Raw genomic sequence first — 18,251 nt, 5'->3', positions numbered from 1 at the left:
AATAGTTTTTATCACTTTAAAATAGCTTGCACCAATTTATCATCTAGGTCAAAAAAAGAAACAATGTAAAAAGGGAAGGCAATATATATGGCGCGTATAAGCGGTATTTTAGCAGATAGTGATATACAAGCTTTGATTGAGAATAACTTTCTCAAGGCTCAGTATCCATTTGATAGATCTCAAATACAACCAGCAAGTCTTGATCTTCGTTTAGGGGAGAAAGCTTATCGTATACGTGCTTCTTTTATGCCGGGACCTGATACAAAAGTTTTGGATAAGCTTGAACGGTTAAAGTTGCATGAGTTTGATTTACGAGACGGAGCCGTTTTGGAAACGGGGTGTGTTTATATTGTTCCTCTTTTGGAAAGTTTAGCTTTACCAGAATTCTTATCTGCTGTTGCCAATCCCAAAAGTTCTACAGGACGATTAGATATTTTTACACGTGTCATTACGGATAATGCTCAGGAATTTGATAAAATTTGTGCTGGTTATCATGGTCCACTTTATTTGGAAATTAGTCCACGCACATTTCCAATTTTGGTGCATACAGGCTCACATTTATCACAGCTTCGGTTTAGAAAAGGGCAAAGTTATTTAAATGAAATAGAGTTGCACACTTTGCAAAGGCAAGAAACACTGATATCGGATGATTTTCCTAATATTAGTGTTGGTGGTATTGGTCTTTCCATTAATTTAAAGGGAGACGAAAACGGGCTTATAGGTTATCGTGGTAAACATCATACAAGTGTTATTGATATTGATAAACGTGCCGTTGCCCACGTTTTAGATTTTTGGGAACCTCTTTTTGATCGTGGTCAAAGGGAGTTGGTTCTTGATCCTGATGAATTTTACATTTTAGTTTCACGAGAGTCTGTTCATGTGCCTCCGCTTTATGCCGCAGAAATGACACCTTTTGATCCTTTAGTTGGCGAGTTTAGGGTGCATTATGCAGGCTTTTTTGATCCAGGATTTGGGCATAAGGAGGCGGGTGGAAAAGGAGCAAGAGCGGTTTTAGAAGTGCGGAGCCATGAAGTTCCTTTTATCTTAGAGCATGGTCAAATTATTGGCCGTTTGGTCTATGAGCATATGCTTAATCGACCATCAACCCTTTATGGACATGATGTTGGATCACATTATCAAGCACAGGGTTTAAAGTTGTCCAAGCATTTTAAATGAGTTGGGAACCACGAATTTTGATAACATGTATGCAGAAAGCGTATTTTAGATAAAAAAAATTTTGTGCTTCGCAAAACCGGCGTCATGCATTCTATTTTTAATTTCCAAGGTTATTTCATCTCTTGCATTTGAGAGGGTATGAGAGGCATTTTTACTTCTTTTTTCAAGAGGTTCTATCTATACGAACTCCCTTTATGATGTGCAAAAGAATAGTTTTGATTATTTCATCATGACAAAATTTACTATATTCAATATGTTATTCATATTTATTATTATAATAAATCAATAGGTTAATAAAATTCAATATAACAGTAGCTACTCACTTTTCAAAGTAAATATGCGAGATTGGATGCTGCAATTGACTCAATTTTTCTAGAGTGTAATAACCAGTATATTTTATTCCGTATAAAAATTATCCTTAAGAGTTAATAAATAAGTTTTCACTCCAGTTTAGTAACAATTATTTTCAATAAACATTGTTCTAATTTTAGTAACTCATTTATAGCCTCAAGATATAATATTGCTAGAAAATTATTCAATTAAATATGAAGAGTTTCTATTGGTATGAACATTAAAAGTTTTTATGCTTTATGTGAATTAGGCACTATGCATGAATAAGTAACAGATCTCAGTTTTGAATATTGATATAAGAAGATTTCTGCATGTATGCGACAGCTTTATTTCCAGTATTAATAAAGGATTTTTTCATCTTTTGGGGGAGATTATGGTTTATACTTAATGACACTCTATATTCTTAAAACTGATAATGTAAGGACCTTTGGAGGGAGAAGCAACTTTAAATTATAACTAATTAAGCTACGGAGCAATCGCTTTCGAAGAGGGATTACTTTAAAGAGAGTATAACATTTTAATTGCACATGAAGAATATATGAGTAGATACGTTATTAATGATACTTCATACTGTGAGATTTTAAATTTGGATAAGAGCAATAAAGACGTTGTTTTTATCAATTAGTTTTTTTAGAAAGTTGCAGTCTCTGTTGCTTCTATCTATTCAATAGAGTGTTTTGGGAGAATAGCGAATAGGTAGGTACATGGATTCGCTTTTATGCGTTTTTAGGATGTCTTCTCTTTTCATTTAGGAACAATGGTGCCATCAATGATTATTTCTTCAACACTTGATTATCGTAAGGCAGCAAAGCGTCGTCTTCCTCCCTTTCTTTTTCACTATATTGATGGTGGGGCTTATGCTGAAGAAACGATGCGACGCAACTGTAAAGATCTTCAAGCTCTTGCACTGCGTCAAAGGATTCTAAGGCAAGTTGGTGAAGTTGATCTTTCAATCAAACTTTTTGATCAGACACTTGATTTACCGATTGTACTTGCACCTGTTGGTCTAACGGGCATGTATACACGTCGTGGAGAGGTAAAAGCAGCGCGTGCCGCAGCGGCAAAAGGGATTCCTTTTACTCTATCCTCTGTTTCAGTTTGTCCCATTGCGGAAGTGCAAGAAGCGATTGGAGGTGCATTTTGGTTTCAACTTTATGTTCTCAAAGATCGCGGTTTCATGCGTGATGCACTAGAACGGGCTTGGTTAGCTGGTGTACGCACGTTGGTTTTTACAGTTGATATGCCAGTTCCTGGTGCACGTTATCGTGATGCGCATTCGGGGATGTCTGGTCCTTATGCTGGTTTACGTCGTTTTTTACAAGCTTTGACTCATCCATATTGGGCTTGGAACGTTGGTGTTATGGGGCGCCCTCATGATCTTGGAAATGTCTCTGCTTATCTCAAAAAGAAAATTGCATTGGATGATTACGTTGGTTGGCTTGGTGCAAATTTTGATCCATCAATTGGTTGGCATGATTTACAATGGATTCGCGATTTTTGGAAAGGAAAAATGATTTTGAAAGGTATTCTTGATCCAGAAGATGCACGAGAAGCAGTAAAATTTGGTGCGGATGGTATTGTTGTTTCTAATCACGGCGGACGTCAGCTTGATGGTGTATTATCAACAACACGAGCGTTGCCTGCAATTGCGGATGCTGTAAAGGATTATTTGACTATTTTAGTGGACTCAGGTGTTCGTTCTGGTCTTGATGTTGTACGCATGATAGCACAAGGTGCGGATGCTGTTATGATTGGCCGTGCTTTTGTTTATGCGCTTGCAGCAGCAGGTAAGAAAGGTGTTATGCATCTCCTTGATCTTTTTGCCAATGAAATGCGGGTAGCTATGACACTGACTGGTACTCAGACAATCAAAGATATTACACGCAAGAGTTTAGTAAATATAGATGTTTTTAAGCAATGAAAGCAATATGTTATACTTCTTTCAGAAAAAGAAAGTCTTTTTATAGAGGAGCATAATTATATATTTTAAAAAATATGTTGACAGTTAAAGTTAAATAGAAAAGATCAATAAGCTCCTCTATAAAATCACATAAAATACTCAGTAACTACAATAATATTAAGTATTAATAATAATAAACACGAAAAAAAACAATAATAACATTGCATACATATTTTATTTACTTTATTAAAAGCTCATTCTACGGATAAAAAGGAACAAGCGCTGATATTAAAGGTAAAACAACTGTTGATATAGAAAAAATAGCTATAAATAATGCTGTGAGCATTTTTCCCTCCTGTATATAAAAAACATTAAAATATAATATGTTAATTACTTATTTTCCATATTGGCATAAAACGTAAATTTATAAAATCCATTTAGTTTTATTTTAATATAAATAATATTAATTATGATATATAAATAAAATTATTAAAAATGTCAATATGTATTTATTTTAATCTATAATTATAATAAAAAATGTATCTAATAGATAATATTTCTATAATCTATATATTATTTATATTAATTATCATTGGATAATATATTATATGGATATGATATTGTTTTTATGGAGTACATTTTTAAGCAATGAAAAAAATATCCGTACTATCTTTAAAAAAGCTCGTTTACTGAGAGCAAAACTGCGTGAATTAATGTGCTTTTCTTTCTTATTTTCTTGTATTCTCAATGATTTATGATGTTTTTGAACTGACGAGCATATTAGGAAGCAGTTGAATATTTTTTGTATAGTATGTCATTTCTAACACTATTTATGCGTTCTCGATTGATTTTATAACTTGTTAAAATATCCAGTTCGTTTTTATTGCAGATGGGGATGGTGGGGGGCAATGATACAAATTGGCATAGAATGTTTTGTTCCATAAGCGATTTAACAATTGCATCTCCAAGCTTCTACTTTGATACTATGCTCTTCACAGACAACAACAGATTGGTGAGATTGGCATAACTTACTGATCTATTATCTCAAAGTTGAATTGTTGGCACACTTGTAAGCGTTGGGATAACTTCATGTTTTTTGAAGCTCTTCAGCAACATCAAGACAAATCTGAATAGTTTCTTCAGTAGTAGGTAAGAGAACATCTTTTCCTTTTTTAAACAGAAGTTTTGCTGATATCAATTTTTGAAGCATTTTTATGAATATTTATAACAACACGCTTTCCTAAACCTATATAAATGGGTACAAGATTACTTAGAGTAGAAAGAATTACAGTTTCCATTTGATCGAATTACTACTCATAAGTAATTGGATAATATTTACTTTATCGCTGAATAAAAAAGAAAAGTTTTTCTCTCTTTAAATAGAGGATGGATTGTCATCTAGCCAATAGGGATAGTTTGCGAGAAATTTGTTCGATGCAAAACGACTTAACATTGCAGTTACTTTTTATCATTTGAAGCTGTGAAAAGAAGGCTAAGATAGATGAAAGAATGTAAAAAATGATGGATACATTTTAAGATAAAAAATTATAATTTTGTTAATTCTACACCAGTTGCTGCCGATATTGGTGGCAAAAGAAATTTGATCAAAAAATATCAAAATTATTTGAGAACATTCCTCATGGCATGTAGCATTAAACCTTTTTGTTGGTATGGGTGAGATTTTCTTTGAGCAGAAATTGATTCTATCTCCTGAAATCAGCAATAATCTCTCAGGTTATGTCGTAAACTTTTTAGGGATGTTACAACGCCACTATCGTCCTTTTATGAAAATGTTAGCATTTCAGATGAGCAGTTGTGAGGAATTTCAACGTTTAATACAGCAAGATCCAGAAACTCTCACGGATTTAGAACGGGCTTCAAGATTTTTATATTTACAGCGATTAAGTTTTAGAGGGAATGTAAATCGTACGATGAGAGTAGAAAACCATCGTAGCGCGCGGGGGGCTTAAGCCCTTCCAATTTGAATGCGTGCTAAAACTTATTTCCACTGTTTAGCAGGTGTTAGCATTGAACATTTAGACTGGTCTGATTTTATTGTGCGTTATGATCGCCTAAAAATCTTGTTTTATCTTTCACCACTTTAATTGTGGTTTTGAGGGTGATTAAAGAAAGGATTTTTATAAGCGGGAGGATTATCAGCCGATGTCTAAGCTGCTTGCATAATAAGAGGGAGTTTTTTGTCTTTAAACAATATGCTAGAAATTCAAAAAACTTTAGTTAATTTTATAAAAGAGGTTACACCATCTTATACAGACTGCTCTGCAAATAACACAATTGCTGGTAAGGAATGGGGCATCACCAATTTTGATTTCTAAAAAAGAAACAATACGTATTAAATAGTCTTTAACTTTGCAGACTTTTTGAGAATCCTTTCAGAATCTTTTGAAAAAAGTGAACTGATAGAAGATATTTCTATCAAAATATAAAAACAGAACGATATGTAGGCAATCTAGGCTTTAGAAACAAGAATCAAAGCGTATAAAGATGCATAGAAGTGAGATTGAGACATATCATTTTTATGATTCAATAAAAAATAAAAATTAAAGAAAAAATTTTATATCAAAAATTTAAGGTGGTTTAAAAGGTGGACGGGCAATGCATGGAAGGATGAGCGAGAAGGTGAATTAGGGGAGAGCGATTTATAGATTATCAGTATCTTTGTAAAAGTATCTTCTCAAGATAAATATTGTGATGAAATAGATTGTAGTTGAATGTTCGAAAAGATAATACGCATTCTTAACTTTTCCGTTATACACATCACAATAAAAGCCGTGAAAAGCACGGTCTTATTACAAACTTTCTCTAAAAGCAGTACATGAGTTTGCAAGATATTACAGTAATATTTTAAAAGAAGGATTTTATTTCAGGAAAAAATTATCTTAAAATAGTAAAGCAATATTCTTCAAGAAATTGCTAGGCGACTTTTGAAAGTAAAAAAGCTAAGTTAAAAAATAAAAGCAAAAATGGTTGTTGGTTTTCTCAACTGGAGTTGCATGTCATTTCCCACATAGGGAATTTACCTATAGAAAAATTAACAGCCAAGATCATTCACAATGTTTTCCCGCCACTTTAGCATGAAAAAGCAGATACAGTGCGAAAGTATTTGCCTTATCGTCAACATCATTATTATAATTAGGAAGCTGAAACAACATCATTTACAAATCACATAAAAGCCTTACCATTATTCATTATATAGCTCCGTAGATTGCTTTTCTTCAAGCATGCCAGCCCCTAGATGTTATTTTTGTTGAAAACAGAACCTTTGTGTATGATCAGTTCTTTGAACGACGATAGTAGTGCAATCCATAAAATCTTTTCTCATCTTCTTTTGATAGGATAACAAAGATGTCCTTAGAATACATCAATAGACTCAATCATTTTACACAAACATAATCTGTTGAATCCTTTAGTTTCAATTCAGACATCTCAGTCATTCTAATTAAATCTAATCGACCACCAGAGTGTTTTAATCCTTTAAGTGCTTTTACTTTTAATCTGAATGTATCCACCTCTTTCAAATCTTTTCATTGATTGATGTTTCAGAGGAATTATATTTTTATCACTTTATTTTCTGTTTATCTCTCCAACCACATAAACGTTCACCTTGTTCGTTATGTTTTAAAATATCTCTCGCCAAATTTGGACTAATGGCATTGATATCTTGTCGATTCAAATAAATTGGCAGCCATCCAATACAAGAAGTTCGTTCATTCGTCGCGCAACCAGCTAGAAAGCTTAGTGCGCACATCAGCATCACTTTTCTTATTAATTTCATTTTCTACCTCAAGCCGTGTTGTCGCTATCTTGAAATCTTCTTTTGTTTGCTTTTGCTTCTCAACTTTTTTCCCAAGAAAAAAGGCTTTGACTAAAGCTATAAGAAAAGCTGCTATGAGCGCTGACGTCATTGTCAGATATTTTTTTATCCATAAAATCATAGGCGGTGTTCCTGAAAACGTTTAGCAATGTATATCATAGCCGTACAAGCAGCTAAAACCATAATGCCTGCTAGAACCCATTGAACAGGACCATTTCCTGCAAAAAGACCTCCAAGCCCTGAAAAAGAACCTATGATTGGTGCAAGAGCTTCTACTTTGCAAATACCTGTTACGCCTTTTGGTTCTACTACATGATAATTGGGGGCAACATGAGCTCCTTTTGCCCACAATCCTGCTTCGGTTGCTCGGCGATTGACAAGACCTTGGATACGTTTTCCTCCTACTCTTGTCCATTTTTGCAATTCGGTTGGTATCGCTTCATATTCACCTTTATTAAGCTTTTTTAAAAGTGTAGAATTGCGAAATGCTGTGATTCCTACATTATAGCAAAATGATACTAATGCCGCGAATTGTTCATCGTTTAAAGGAACGGTAACGGCTTTTTCAACAACAGCTTCATACTCCCTCAAGTCCTGACAAAGGATTTTTTCAGCTTCTTTTTCCGTAATTTGCATGTCTTTGTGGACGCTTGGGGCACCAGCAGCACTTGTATGTCCATAACCAATTGTCCAGACACCACCAGAATCTTCATAAGCTGATAAACGTAAGCCTTCCAATTGCTTAATCAATACAAGCCCTTCTTTTGATATTTTTCGCATTATTTTTACCTATAAAAAACTACACAAAGCAGGATATGAATTAAAAACTTACATCTACTCATTTTTAAGAACAGAACAGCGAAAGGGCATAATAAATTCAAAACATCCATAGTGGATTATTTTAAGATCCATATCATTTTTTTGAATAAAGATTATGCTAAATACTATTCATTTTGCAGCAATTGATCTCCATCTAAAGACAATAACTTTATAATAATTCCATTTATAATCAGATAGATTTCACTCATAAATCAGTTGATCTAGAATGATTTAGAAGAACTTTACTTCAAAAAACTTCAATAATTCCGATGACAAAAAGCACTTTTAACAAAAAATAAGAGACATAATAATTAATGAAATAATTAGGTGTTGATTTTTAAGTAATTTCAAAATTCATAAATTGCACCACAGAATTTTTTTATAAAAACAAAAAAACATTATAATTTAACATTATACATCTAAAATTTATCTTAGAATCAATAAAGCATATACATAACGTGTTATACATATTTAATAAAAAAATCTATAGTTAATTTAATTATTCTTTGTTTTTTCTCCTAATTGCTTAATTTCATTAAAAAATACCTTTATGAAGGATTTCAAATAAACTGTTACATAAAAACATAATGGATATTTCCCCTCTCTTGCAGTCTGTTTCCAAATGAAACAATATATTAGTGGAGCATATTCAATATATAGACCAATGATATTTGATAGTTTTTTTAAGAATATTGTACTGTAATAAATTTGAACAAGTAGTTCAGTTTCATATATTTTCTTTTTCATATGAAGCATTTGGTGGGGCGTTCGGGTCCAATGGTATCATCTTTGTCTGGTGTTGTATTGGCTACGTTTCCAGCAGCCTCTTAAACAAATCAATCAAGCTATTGAAATATTTTTAGAGGCAATAGCACAAGAGACACAAAAGATTTTGACAAAAGGCTGCTTGAAAATATAGGAATCTCTCTCCTCCTAGCATCCCAGCCCATTTACATAACATAAAAAATAAAAAGGCAATGAGATGATATTTGATGATGGCAATAGATATGTAATAATACGTGAGTGTGCACAGCTTTTTAGTATATCCACAACAACGATTCGCCATTAGATGCTTCAGGGGGCCGGAGCCATATAAGCTAGGGAGAGCAGTGAGGTGGAGAAAGAAAGAGACTTTAGCATTTATTCCAGAGAAAAATACGGAGCAGATAACAACAGATTAGATAAAATCGTATAAACCCTAGAAGGTAATCTTCAAACAGATAATTAAATAAAAAATATATATATTTCAATACATTAAAACAAAAGGTGGTGCCGGATGCCGGCAAGCAGGGGCTTAGCAATAAGATTCAAAGTATATAAAGATGTGTAAGGGCGTATTGATGTCTATAGCTTTTTATGATTCAATAAAAAATTAAGTATTAAAGAAAAAATCTCAAATCAGAAATTAAAGGTGGTCTAAAAGGTGGACCCAAAAAGGTGGACGAGAGGGGACGTTAAGTGAGGGCGTTTCATCGGTTATCAGCATTGCTTGTAAAGTCTGCTTCTCAAGGTAAATATTGTGATGGGGCGGGGTTATGGTTGAATGTTAGAAAAGACAATACACGCTCTTGGTTTTTTCGTTACACATACCACAATAAACGCCGTGAAATGGGGCTCGGTCCAGTCGCACAACTTTCTCTGAAAGAAGCGCGTGAGCTTACAAGATATTATAGTGATATTCTTAAAGAAGGCAATGATCCTATTGTCTTTCGAGAACAGACTATTTTAAAACAGCAAAGCAATATTTTTCAAGAAATTGCAAAAGCGGCTTTTGAAAGCAAAAAAGCAGAGTTGAAAAATGAAGGTAAAAACGGTCGCTGGTTTTCTCCACTAGAGTTGCACGTGATTCCACACATAGGTAATTTACCTATAGAAAAATTAACAGCCAATATCATTCGCAATGTTCTCGCACCCCTTTGGCATGAAAAAGCAGACACAGCGCGAAAAGCACTTAACCGTATCAATATTTGTTTGAAATATGCAGCGGCTCTTGGTTTAGATGTTGATCTACAGGCTTGTATGAAGGCACGCGCGCTTTTAGGAAAACCACGTGCGACATCAACAAATATTCCTGCTATGCCATGGCAAGAAGTTCCGGCATTTTATCAAAGCTTGGATGATAAGATCCTTTCAAATTTAGCACTGAAGTTATTGATTTTGACAGGAGCACGGTCATATCCATTGCGCTATTTGCACCTTGAACAAATTGACAAAAATATATGGACGATACCAAAAGAAAACATGAAAGGTATTGTAGGAAAAGTTTCAGTCTTTCGTGTGCCACTAAGTGATGAAGCTTTGAGAGTTATTGAAAAAACTCTCCCCTTTGAAAAGAATGGTTTTCTCTTTTCTGGTCTTAGAGGCAACCCCATTTCTGATGCCACCATGGCAAAGTATATGACAGTTTGTGGTTTGACTTATCGTCCCCATGGTTTTCGGTCAAGCTTACGGGATTGGATAGCAGAGACAACGTCAACACCATTTGAGATTGCCGAAACTGTTCTTGCACATACAGTTGGGAGTTCAGTGACGAAAGCCTACATGCGAACGGATTTTTTAGAGCAACGGCGTGTTCTTTTAGAGCTGTGGGCTAGCTTTATATCGGGAGTGGTTTGACAAAATATTCAAAATCATTAAATCAGAAATATAATCGCTATTGCTTTATCGTAATGGCAACCCTAAAGCTTCAAAGAATCGTTGATGTCTTTTCTCAGTATCAGCTATGAGTTTATCAAATGAAATCACTTCTATATAGGACTCGTAACTTTTGTGATATCCAAAATACCCCATATGATCACCCGCTTCTGTTAAATCCCAACGTTTGCAACACTCTTGTATTTTTTCAGTTAGATCACAGATGACATAACAGTAACCAGGAACTTTTCCGTTCAAATTTATTGGACGCCCCTTTGGGGTACGTACTTCACCTTCACGAATTTTTTCTAAATAAGTAAAGACCTGCTCAATAGGATCTTTGTCGGTACCAGCTTCTGCATCATTTCTCATTGGACGCTTTATTTCTACTATAGTAAGAGATGCCAAAGTAGGAGATTCTAAACCCTCTTTGCTATCTGATACTAATAAAGGATTCCAATAAATAGAATTATTACATAATTCTAAACTACATATATCAGGTCTTTCCTTTTCCATAGAGCCGGTAATAGACATTTTTTTTAATGATAAATCAGAAGCTAAATAATCATGAAATACTAATTTTTCGTCTATCAACCACAAGTTACAATTATCCATAGCTACAGAATTAGAATCGCACTTCATGGGCACTATGAGTTGATGAATAACATTTTCTTTAACGTATCTTTCTTTACCATCATCTGTAGAAAGAGAATTTAAAGATTCTTTCAAAAGCTCTATAATAGTCTTTCTATGGCATAAGTAATTAGCCAAATCGGACTTTTTAAGATCACCGACAGCGTTTACATATTTATTAATTCTTGCAGCGTACCGCTCTGGATTTTCTCCTTGTTGAACTGCTAAAACATTATGACCTTCTTCTAAAATTTCATTTTCTACTCTAGCAAGACATTCATGCAAATGTAGTTCCAATTTTTTATCATTTATTTTAGGTGAAATCATATAGTCATTGTCTGTTAAATAGTTTAGGAGTGGACGATAGCGTGGTACTTTATGTGTGAACTTTCAACTATCTCCTTACTGTTTTGAATGTTTTGCTTTAATTCTACAGCTAAATATTTTTGAATTCTTTCATAAATGGCTTGTCGTATTATCGGAAATGATATTTTTTTCCTTCAAATAAATCTTCTTGTTTATTTTCAACATTTTCTTCAATATCAAAGCCTATTCTTTCAGAACGTACTCTTTCATCTAAAAAAGAGAGCTTACATAGCAAGAGTAGATAAATTCACCTATATCATCTTGCAGTTTTGATTGCATACCCGGAATTTTCTCAGATAACTTTTCTTTTGTAATAGCTCTATTGCCTGCACAAAAACATAAAGCCTGATTTTCTAAAGGTAAGGATCTAAATTTAATATGCATAATAGAAAAATTATAATTTTCTATTTTTATTTTTTCATTTAAAATGGCTCCATGCATGCATTGTTCATATAGATCATTTAATAATATCTTTTCTGTGTCATCTTCAATAGTTATGAAAGGGCAACCACCAGTTCTTGCAAAATACCAGAGACAATGTTCTAAGAGTGCTTTTGCGATAGATTGTAGTTTTTTAGGAATATGATTTTTATATTTTTGGTTTAGACCTGTTAACTCAACAATAGTTTCTCTCTTCGTACAATTATCTTGAAATTCATCTAATTCTTTTATACCTGCAGCAGCATCAAATAAAAATGTGCGCCCTTTTAATCCTCTATCTGTTTCATAAATACTCCTGATTTTTATATTATCAAAAGCTTTAAGCCATAAAAGTCGTCCTATACCATGGCAACCTTTATCTCTTTTATAATCTGAGTCTAAAGTTTTAAATGATTGAAAATTATGATCATTAAAGCTTGTACCATTGTCGATCACTTTAAAACCTACAATTTCTGTCTCGTTTAGTTTTTCTGTATCTTTGTCAAGTGGTAGTGAAGCTTGCTTCGATCTTATGACTGAAACTATAATGTAGCGTGAGGAAAAATCATTTCCTATTTCTTCAATGGAATGAATAGAATTTACAACTGCTTCAAAAAGAGGCAGTAGAGCATGATTTTCTGGTAAAGATGTATTTCTTACGCGGCCACTTAAATTTGTTTTCATTATCCACTCTAATCTATAAAAGACAATCAATTGTGTCGTTTTACAAAGATTTGACTTCCTCTTCATCCTTAAAGGATTAAAATTTCGAAGCTGTTCATATCAAATACAGTTTATTAGAAGCTTTAAATTCATGAAACAATTAATTCAAAGATTAATTCTTTGAGAACCACTGTTTTAAATGGGCGAAGATATTGTCTATCGTCTCCATGAGACGAGCAAAATTAATAATCCATTTTCTAAAGAATTTCGCGCGTCTCAGAGTATGTTTAGAGTCGGATATTTGGTTTTTGTGTAAAAATACTTACTAATGCATCCATAATACGTGAAAAATCAAGTGCTAATAAGAGTATAATGAGTACAATCCATTTTGTATAACGAGACATCACTTTTACACTTTTGTAGGTCATGATGATTTCTTGGAGGATTTCTTTTTCTGCTTCTGTAAGTTCTGTATCGTCTTGTGTTTTTTTTCTAGCCATGTTTCCACCCACACACGCGTTCACCTAGATTATTGTGCTTTAAGATCTCTCTTGCTAAGTTTGAACTGATGGCGTTCAGATCTTGCTTATCTAAATAAATTGGCAACCAGCCAACACAAGAAGAAGCATATTTATTTGTCGCGCAACCAGTCAGAGAGAGCAGTACGCACATCAGCATCACTTTTTTGATTAACTTCACTTTCCACCTCCAGACGTGTTGTGGCTGCTTTTAAAGCTTTTTCTGTTTGCTTTTGTTGCTCTGCTTTTTTCCCAAGAGTAAAAGCTCTTGCTAAAATCATAAAAAAAGCAGCTAAAGCCGCGCCTGTTAGCATCAGATTTCTTTTCATCCATAAGATCATAGACGATGCTCCTGAAAGCGTTTAGCAACAAAGAAAATACCAGCACATGCGGCTAAAATCATAATGGTGGCCAAAGCCCATTGGATTGGTCCATTTCCTGCTAATAAGCCTCCAAGCCCAGAAAAAGAACCAATAATCGGTGCAAGGGCTTCGGCTTTGAAAAGCCCTGTTGGTGCTTGCGTTTCTACTGTTTGATAATTGGAGGAAACATAAGCCCCTTTTGCCCATAAGCCTATTTCTGCCGCACGCCGGTGTGCGAGACCTTCAAGACGCTTCCCGCCTGCTTTGGTCCATTTCTGTAGCTCGGCAGGGACAGCTTCATATTCACCTTGATTGAGCTTTTTTAACAGTGTCGAGTTACAAAAGGCTCCTGTTCCTACATTATAGCAAAACGACACTAACGCCGCGAATTGTTCATCTGTTAATGAAACTGTAACAGCGCGTTCAACGACATTTTCAAATTGTCTTAAATCTTGGCAAAGAAGTTCTTCTGCTTGCTTTTCAGTGATTGTCATGCCTTCGTAAATAAAAGGCTTTCCAGCACTGTTTGTATGTCCATAACCTATTGTCCACACCCCAATGGCATCTTTATAGGCGTTCAAACGCAAACCTTCCCATTGTTTAATAAGTGCTAGTCCTTCTGATGATATTTTTCGCATATGATTCTCCATAAAAAAAACCCACACAAGGCGGGGATGAGTGAATATTAAAAATTGCAATTATTGCCTTTTATTAAAAATCTCGTTTCATGTAACTTTTTTCTGTGTTATACGTTACATGAAACATAATGGAGATTTTGTTATGGCTACAATGCACGTTAATGAACGGGTTCAAAAACACCGCAATACGCAAAGAAAAGCAGGTTTGCGCTTAATGCAGATTTGGGTTCCAGATACACGCCAGCCAAATTTTGCAGAAGAGTGTCGCCGCCAATGTCGCTTAGTAGCAAAAATGGATAAAGCTGATACATCTATACAGTTGTTTATGGATCAATCTTTAATGGATGTTGATGGTTGGACAGAATGATGCGTGGTTCTCTGGTAACAATAGCGATACAAGGTGATTTTGGTAAACCAAGACCCGCATTGATCATTCAAGCTAATCAATTTAGTGAACATACCAGCATGACGGTTTTACCAATTACAAGTACACTTGTTGATGCGCCATTACTCCGCATTACGATTCAGCCAAACGCTAAAAATGGTTTGCAAAAACCTTCGCAAGTAATGATTGATAAGATTATGACGGTAAGATGTGACAAAATGAGTTCCATTTTTGGCTCTCTTCAAGCAAAGGAAATGCTGGAGATTGAACGTTGTTTGGCTGTATTTTTAGGAATAGTAAAATAAAAATTGGATTTTTTTCTTCGGAAAGATAGCTTGGTTAAGCTTCATGTAGCTTTTTCATTGGAACAAAAGAATGTATTTGACATTATCTATTATGTAGCATATAAACTACAAATGTTTATTGTTAAAAAAACACACTATTTTACAGAGTGGTTAGATTCGTTAAAAGACAAACAAGTGCAAAAGAAAATTGCTGCACGTATTTTCCGCCTTGAATATGGGCTTCTAGGAGACGTGAAATATTTCCGTGGCATTGGTGAACTAAAAATAAATTATGGACCAGGCTATAGGATTTATTTTGTAAAACAAGGGAAACAAATCATTTTGTTATTAAATGCTGGTGATAAATCCACACAACAAAAAGATATCGAAAAAGCCCTTCAATTAGTAAAGGAAATGAAACATGGAAATTACTAAATTTGATGTAAGTGAATATTTTAATACACCTGAAGACTTTAAGATCTTATTAGATGATGCTTTAGAAACCAAAAATAGCGGTTATATTGCACATGTATTAGGCATTATTGCGCGTAAACAAGGAATGAAAGCTGTTTCTCAAGAAACAGGACTAAATCGCGAGTCTCTTTATCGTTCTTTAAGCGATAAAGGTGATCCACGGCTTTCTACTTTTCTTAGTGTTTTAAGTGCATTAGATTTGCAAATGAGTTTGACACCTATTCAAAAGAATTGTAAGGAGCAGACAACTTTAGAAGAAGCATCTTAACCACCTCCCCATTTTGAGAACGGGGAGGGGCATATTTTTTACTTAAGCAACCTTTTTAATGGGGCTCTCGAAATTTGGTTCATAAGCGCGTAACAAAGAATCCATGCTATGCGGTAACTCTGAATCTCCAAAATCTGTAAGAATTGCTAAAATCTTTGTAATATTGGGTAGTTCATCCTGAAGTTTTGAAATCAAAGCTTTTTCTATTACACTCATAGTGTCAACCAGAGCAGTACAATCTTTATCGCTCATATTTTCATGTCTAGAAAATCGAGATAATGCCATCCATAAGTCACATAAGAAGTTGGTATCTATCTTCATTGTACACCCCCATGGATTTGTTCTCTTAAGCATGCTAATCCTCTGGAGGTAATTTTTGTTGAAGGGAGTACCTTTTCTGTACCATCTGGTTTTTGAATGGTGATAGCAGGGCAGTCCATGAATCCTTTCTTTATCTTATCTTGATAAGGTAACAAGGGAGCTCCTGGAGCCCGTCGATACACCCAATCATGTTTACGTAAGTAATCCGTTAAATCTTTTGGTCGTACTTCAAGCATTTTCGCTGCTTCAATAAGACCAAACAACCCATCAGAGCGTTTTAAACCATCCAAAGCTCTGCTTTTGGTGCTAATTCGGCAATGGTGTTATCCTTCTGTTCGATTTGATTTTGTAAGTGATTTAAAACACCAAGTAATGCTTCGGGTTTGGAGTAGTCAACTTGTGGGGTTGCTACTTGTTTCAAAAGCCGTTCGCATTTGATAAAGTATTGACGCGCTTCATGCCCTTTATCATTACGCTCTATCATCGAAAGATGTTTAGCCATGTCTAATGTAATGTGGTATTCTTTTACCTTTCCACCGTTTTCTAAATTTTTAGAAAGCGTTATAAAGTTTATATTTTCCAGAAACTTACATTCTTTAATGCGATTTTTAATCCAGTCTGCAAACTTTGATGTAATTCCTAAAAATGCGTGCAAATCACGCGCATTAACAGTTTGAACAGTCTCTTGATCAATGACCTGTTCTGATATTTCTATAAGTGTGTTCATGAGAACTCCTTGGTAATAGACGTTTTTGATTGACACTCTTTAAAAAGTGCCGGGTGCTCAAAAACACGGTACCAAGTCCGTCGTTACGCTTTTCCCGCAAGGGTATTGTATAGCGTAACCACACCCGACAATATCATTATATGCGTGTAACATACAATGAGTCAAAGCCTTTAATGTGCGGAAAATAAACTATCTCGGTAGCTCGCCCGCTTGGTATTTAAGGTGTTTTTGAGGCACCTAATTCGATTATTCATATTGTCGCTACATTGTCAAGTGGCAATGTAATGTTTTTATAAAAATAATCTGTTAAGTCCTTTGGTCGCACTTCCAACATCTTTGCTGCTTCTATCAAACCGAACAAACCATCAGAGCGTTTTAAGCCTTCCAAAGCTTTTGCTTTTGGTGTTAATTCGGCAATGGTGTTATCCTTCTGCTCAATTTGGCTTTGTAAGTGATTCAAAACACCAAGTAATGCTTCGGGTTTGGAGTAGTCAACTTGTGGTGTTGTTACTTGTTTCAAAAGCCGTTCACATTTGATAAAGTATTGACGCGCTTCATGTCCTTTGTCATTCCTCTCTATCATAGAAAGATGTTTAGCCATGTCTAAGGTGAGAGCATAATCTTTAGAAGGACGTCCACCTGAACTTTCGCTCAAAAAAGAGCAAAAGTCATGCTCTTCTTTAAATTTACAATCTTGAATACGTCTGATAATCCAATCTTTAAAACTGGTTTTTACTTCTAAAAATGCGTGTAATTCGCGAGCGTTAACAGTTTGAACTGTTTCCTGTCCAATTATTTGTTCTGATATTTTTGCTAATTTGACTTATCTATCTTCTTCATCCATATGGATGACGCCTTCGCCTTCGTCGCATGCGTTTGGTGGTGCGTTTGGATCAAGGGTATCGTCCTTGTCTGGTGTTGTGTTTGCAACGTTTCCAGCCGCATCTTCTTGCGCTTTATCAAAAAGTTCGCACTCTATTTTTGTGGTGTAACCACCCGTTTTATCAAGTTTGTGCTTAACGCTCTTGATGCGCCATTCTGCTGGAATATAGGGGCGGAAAGGGGGCTCTTGAACAAGTTTTGCTTCTGCTTGTACAAACGGATCACCACCGATATCACATGAGAAAGAAGACTTACCGCGTGATGATTTATTGCGATAAGCAGCAATGGCCGTAACAGCTTCTGATTGATTGTGGTAGGTGTATTTGAGTTCATGAAAAGGCTCTTTACCAACCTTGACTTCTTTTTTTTCACCAGTGCGAATATCGTGATAGTTTGCAATAACACCGCCTTTTTTCTCTTCTTCTTGCTCTTGATTTTCAGGTGTTTTGGCTTCCGTCTCTGCTTTAGGCAAATTGGGGGCGTCATTGTCATCCATATGGATAACATCTTCACCTTCCTCAATCTCTTCTGGTTCTCGTGCATCAGCCGCGGCTTTTTGGTCGTCCCCCACATCTGTTTCTAAGCCATTGGCTGC

General features: G+C 34.9%; 17 protein-coding genes and 3 pseudogenes. 9 read left to right on the top strand and 11 right to left on the bottom strand.

Features of this window, described 5'->3' with window-relative positions; translation table 11 throughout:
• Positions 1-87: 87 nt before the first annotated feature.
• From ACFINZ_RS07775 to ACFINZ_RS07765, 3 genes are all read left to right on the top strand, one after another.
• Positions 88-1,176: a 2'-deoxycytidine 5'-triphosphate deaminase gene (locus ACFINZ_RS07775; protein ID WP_375612382.1), complete on the top strand. Its 1,089-nt coding sequence runs from the start codon at positions 88-90 to the stop codon at positions 1,174-1,176.
• 1,120 nt (positions 1,177-2,296) lie between these two features.
• Positions 2,297-3,448: an FMN-dependent L-lactate dehydrogenase LldD gene (gene lldD, locus ACFINZ_RS07770; protein ID WP_375655338.1), complete on the top strand. Its 1,152-nt coding sequence runs from the start codon at positions 2,297-2,299 to the stop codon at positions 3,446-3,448.
• Positions 3,449-5,124: 1,676 nt separating this feature from the next.
• Complete coding sequence (locus tag ACFINZ_RS07765) at positions 5,125-5,397, top strand: hypothetical protein (RefSeq protein ID WP_375638585.1); 273 nt, start codon at positions 5,125-5,127, stop codon at positions 5,395-5,397.
• 1,758 nt (positions 5,398-7,155) lie between these two features.
• Here ACFINZ_RS07765 and ACFINZ_RS07760 read toward each other — a convergent pair.
• Positions 7,156-7,383: a hypothetical protein gene (locus tag ACFINZ_RS07760; protein ID WP_375618608.1), complete on the bottom strand. Its 228-nt coding sequence runs from the start codon at positions 7,381-7,383 to the stop codon at positions 7,156-7,158.
• Positions 7,380-8,042, bottom strand: coding sequence for a lysozyme (locus tag ACFINZ_RS07755; protein WP_375701292.1), 663 nt, complete (start codon positions 8,040-8,042; stop codon positions 7,380-7,382). The genes ACFINZ_RS07760 and ACFINZ_RS07755 overlap by 4 nt, the downstream gene beginning before the upstream one ends.
• Before the next feature lie 1,021 nt (positions 8,043-9,063).
• Here ACFINZ_RS07755 and ACFINZ_RS07750 point away from each other — a divergent pair.
• Positions 9,064-9,262, top strand: a pseudogene (locus tag ACFINZ_RS07750) (helix-turn-helix transcriptional regulator).
• 277 nt (positions 9,263-9,539) lie between these two features.
• The gene (locus ACFINZ_RS07745; protein WP_375701291.1) at positions 9,540-10,697 is read left to right on the top strand and encodes a tyrosine-type recombinase/integrase; all 1,158 of its coding nucleotides are present in this window, start codon (positions 9,540-9,542) and stop codon (positions 10,695-10,697) included.
• A gap of 45 nt (positions 10,698-10,742) precedes the next feature.
• Here ACFINZ_RS07745 and ACFINZ_RS07740 read toward each other — a convergent pair whose 3' ends face one another.
• The 5 genes from ACFINZ_RS07740 to ACFINZ_RS07720 all read right to left on the bottom strand — a co-directional run bounded on the left by ACFINZ_RS07740 (position 10,743) and on the right by ACFINZ_RS07720 (position 14,315).
• Complete coding sequence (locus ACFINZ_RS07740) at positions 10,743-11,675, bottom strand: hypothetical protein (RefSeq protein WP_375701290.1); 933 nt, start codon at positions 11,673-11,675, stop codon at positions 10,743-10,745.
• 249 nt (positions 11,676-11,924) lie between these two features.
• Positions 11,925-12,818 (bottom strand): hypothetical protein, encoded by an 894-nt coding sequence (locus ACFINZ_RS07735; RefSeq protein ID WP_375701289.1) that lies wholly within the window; start codon positions 12,816-12,818, stop codon positions 11,925-11,927.
• A 266-nt stretch (positions 12,819-13,084) separates the two neighbouring features.
• Entirely contained in the window at positions 13,085-13,297 is a 213-nt protein-coding gene (locus ACFINZ_RS07730; RefSeq protein WP_375624260.1) for a hypothetical protein, read from the bottom strand.
• Between the two features lie 131 nt (positions 13,298-13,428).
• Positions 13,429-13,656: a hypothetical protein gene (locus ACFINZ_RS07725; protein ID WP_375665295.1), complete on the bottom strand. Its 228-nt coding sequence runs from the start codon at positions 13,654-13,656 to the stop codon at positions 13,429-13,431.
• On the bottom strand, positions 13,653-14,315 hold the full coding sequence (locus ACFINZ_RS07720; protein ID WP_375628342.1) for a lysozyme: 663 nt from the start codon (positions 14,313-14,315) through the stop codon (positions 13,653-13,655). The genes ACFINZ_RS07725 and ACFINZ_RS07720 overlap by 4 nt, the downstream gene beginning before the upstream one ends.
• Before the next feature lie 142 nt (positions 14,316-14,457).
• Between ACFINZ_RS07720 and ACFINZ_RS07715 the strand changes: the two genes are divergently transcribed.
• From ACFINZ_RS07715 to ACFINZ_RS07700, 4 genes are all read left to right on the top strand, one after another.
• Entirely contained in the window at positions 14,458-14,682 is a 225-nt protein-coding gene (locus ACFINZ_RS07715; protein ID WP_375635099.1) for an antitoxin MazE family protein, read from the top strand.
• Complete coding sequence (locus ACFINZ_RS07710) at positions 14,682-15,005, top strand: type II toxin-antitoxin system PemK/MazF family toxin (RefSeq protein WP_208431501.1); 324 nt, start codon at positions 14,682-14,684, stop codon at positions 15,003-15,005. Before ACFINZ_RS07715 ends, ACFINZ_RS07710 begins: the two co-directional genes overlap by 1 nt.
• A 111-nt stretch (positions 15,006-15,116) precedes the next feature.
• The gene (locus tag ACFINZ_RS07705; protein ID WP_006589072.1) at positions 15,117-15,419 is read left to right on the top strand and encodes a type II toxin-antitoxin system RelE/ParE family toxin; all 303 of its coding nucleotides are present in this window, start codon (positions 15,117-15,119) and stop codon (positions 15,417-15,419) included.
• The gene (locus ACFINZ_RS07700) at positions 15,406-15,726 is read left to right on the top strand and encodes an addiction module antidote protein (protein ID WP_375635100.1); all 321 of its coding nucleotides are present in this window, start codon (positions 15,406-15,408) and stop codon (positions 15,724-15,726) included. The genes ACFINZ_RS07705 and ACFINZ_RS07700 overlap by 14 nt, the downstream gene beginning before the upstream one ends.
• Positions 15,727-15,768: 42 nt before the next feature.
• On the opposite strand, the gene ACFINZ_RS07695 is transcribed toward ACFINZ_RS07700, so the two are convergent.
• From ACFINZ_RS07695 to ACFINZ_RS07680, 4 genes and pseudogenes are all read right to left on the bottom strand, one after another.
• Positions 15,769-16,047: a hypothetical protein gene (locus tag ACFINZ_RS07695; RefSeq protein WP_375635101.1), complete on the bottom strand. Its 279-nt coding sequence runs from the start codon at positions 16,045-16,047 to the stop codon at positions 15,769-15,771.
• A pseudogene (locus tag ACFINZ_RS07690) lies at positions 16,044-16,774 on the bottom strand (antA/AntB antirepressor family protein). Before ACFINZ_RS07690 ends, ACFINZ_RS07695 begins: the two are co-directional and overlap by 4 nt.
• Positions 16,775-17,024: 250 nt before the next feature.
• Positions 17,025-17,582 (bottom strand): antA/AntB antirepressor family protein, encoded by a 558-nt coding sequence (locus tag ACFINZ_RS07685; protein WP_375635102.1) that lies wholly within the window; start codon positions 17,580-17,582, stop codon positions 17,025-17,027.
• Positions 17,583-17,597: 15 nt separating this feature from the next.
• Positions 17,598-18,251, bottom strand: a pseudogene (locus ACFINZ_RS07680) (late control protein); the annotation flags it as partial.

This window comes from Bartonella sp. AA81SXKL, assembly GCF_042196945.1.
Lineage (GTDB): Bacteria > Pseudomonadota > Alphaproteobacteria > Rhizobiales > Rhizobiaceae > Bartonella.
The sequence above is the reverse complement of the archived record's forward strand: the minus strand, read 5'-3'. Positions and strand labels throughout refer to the sequence as shown.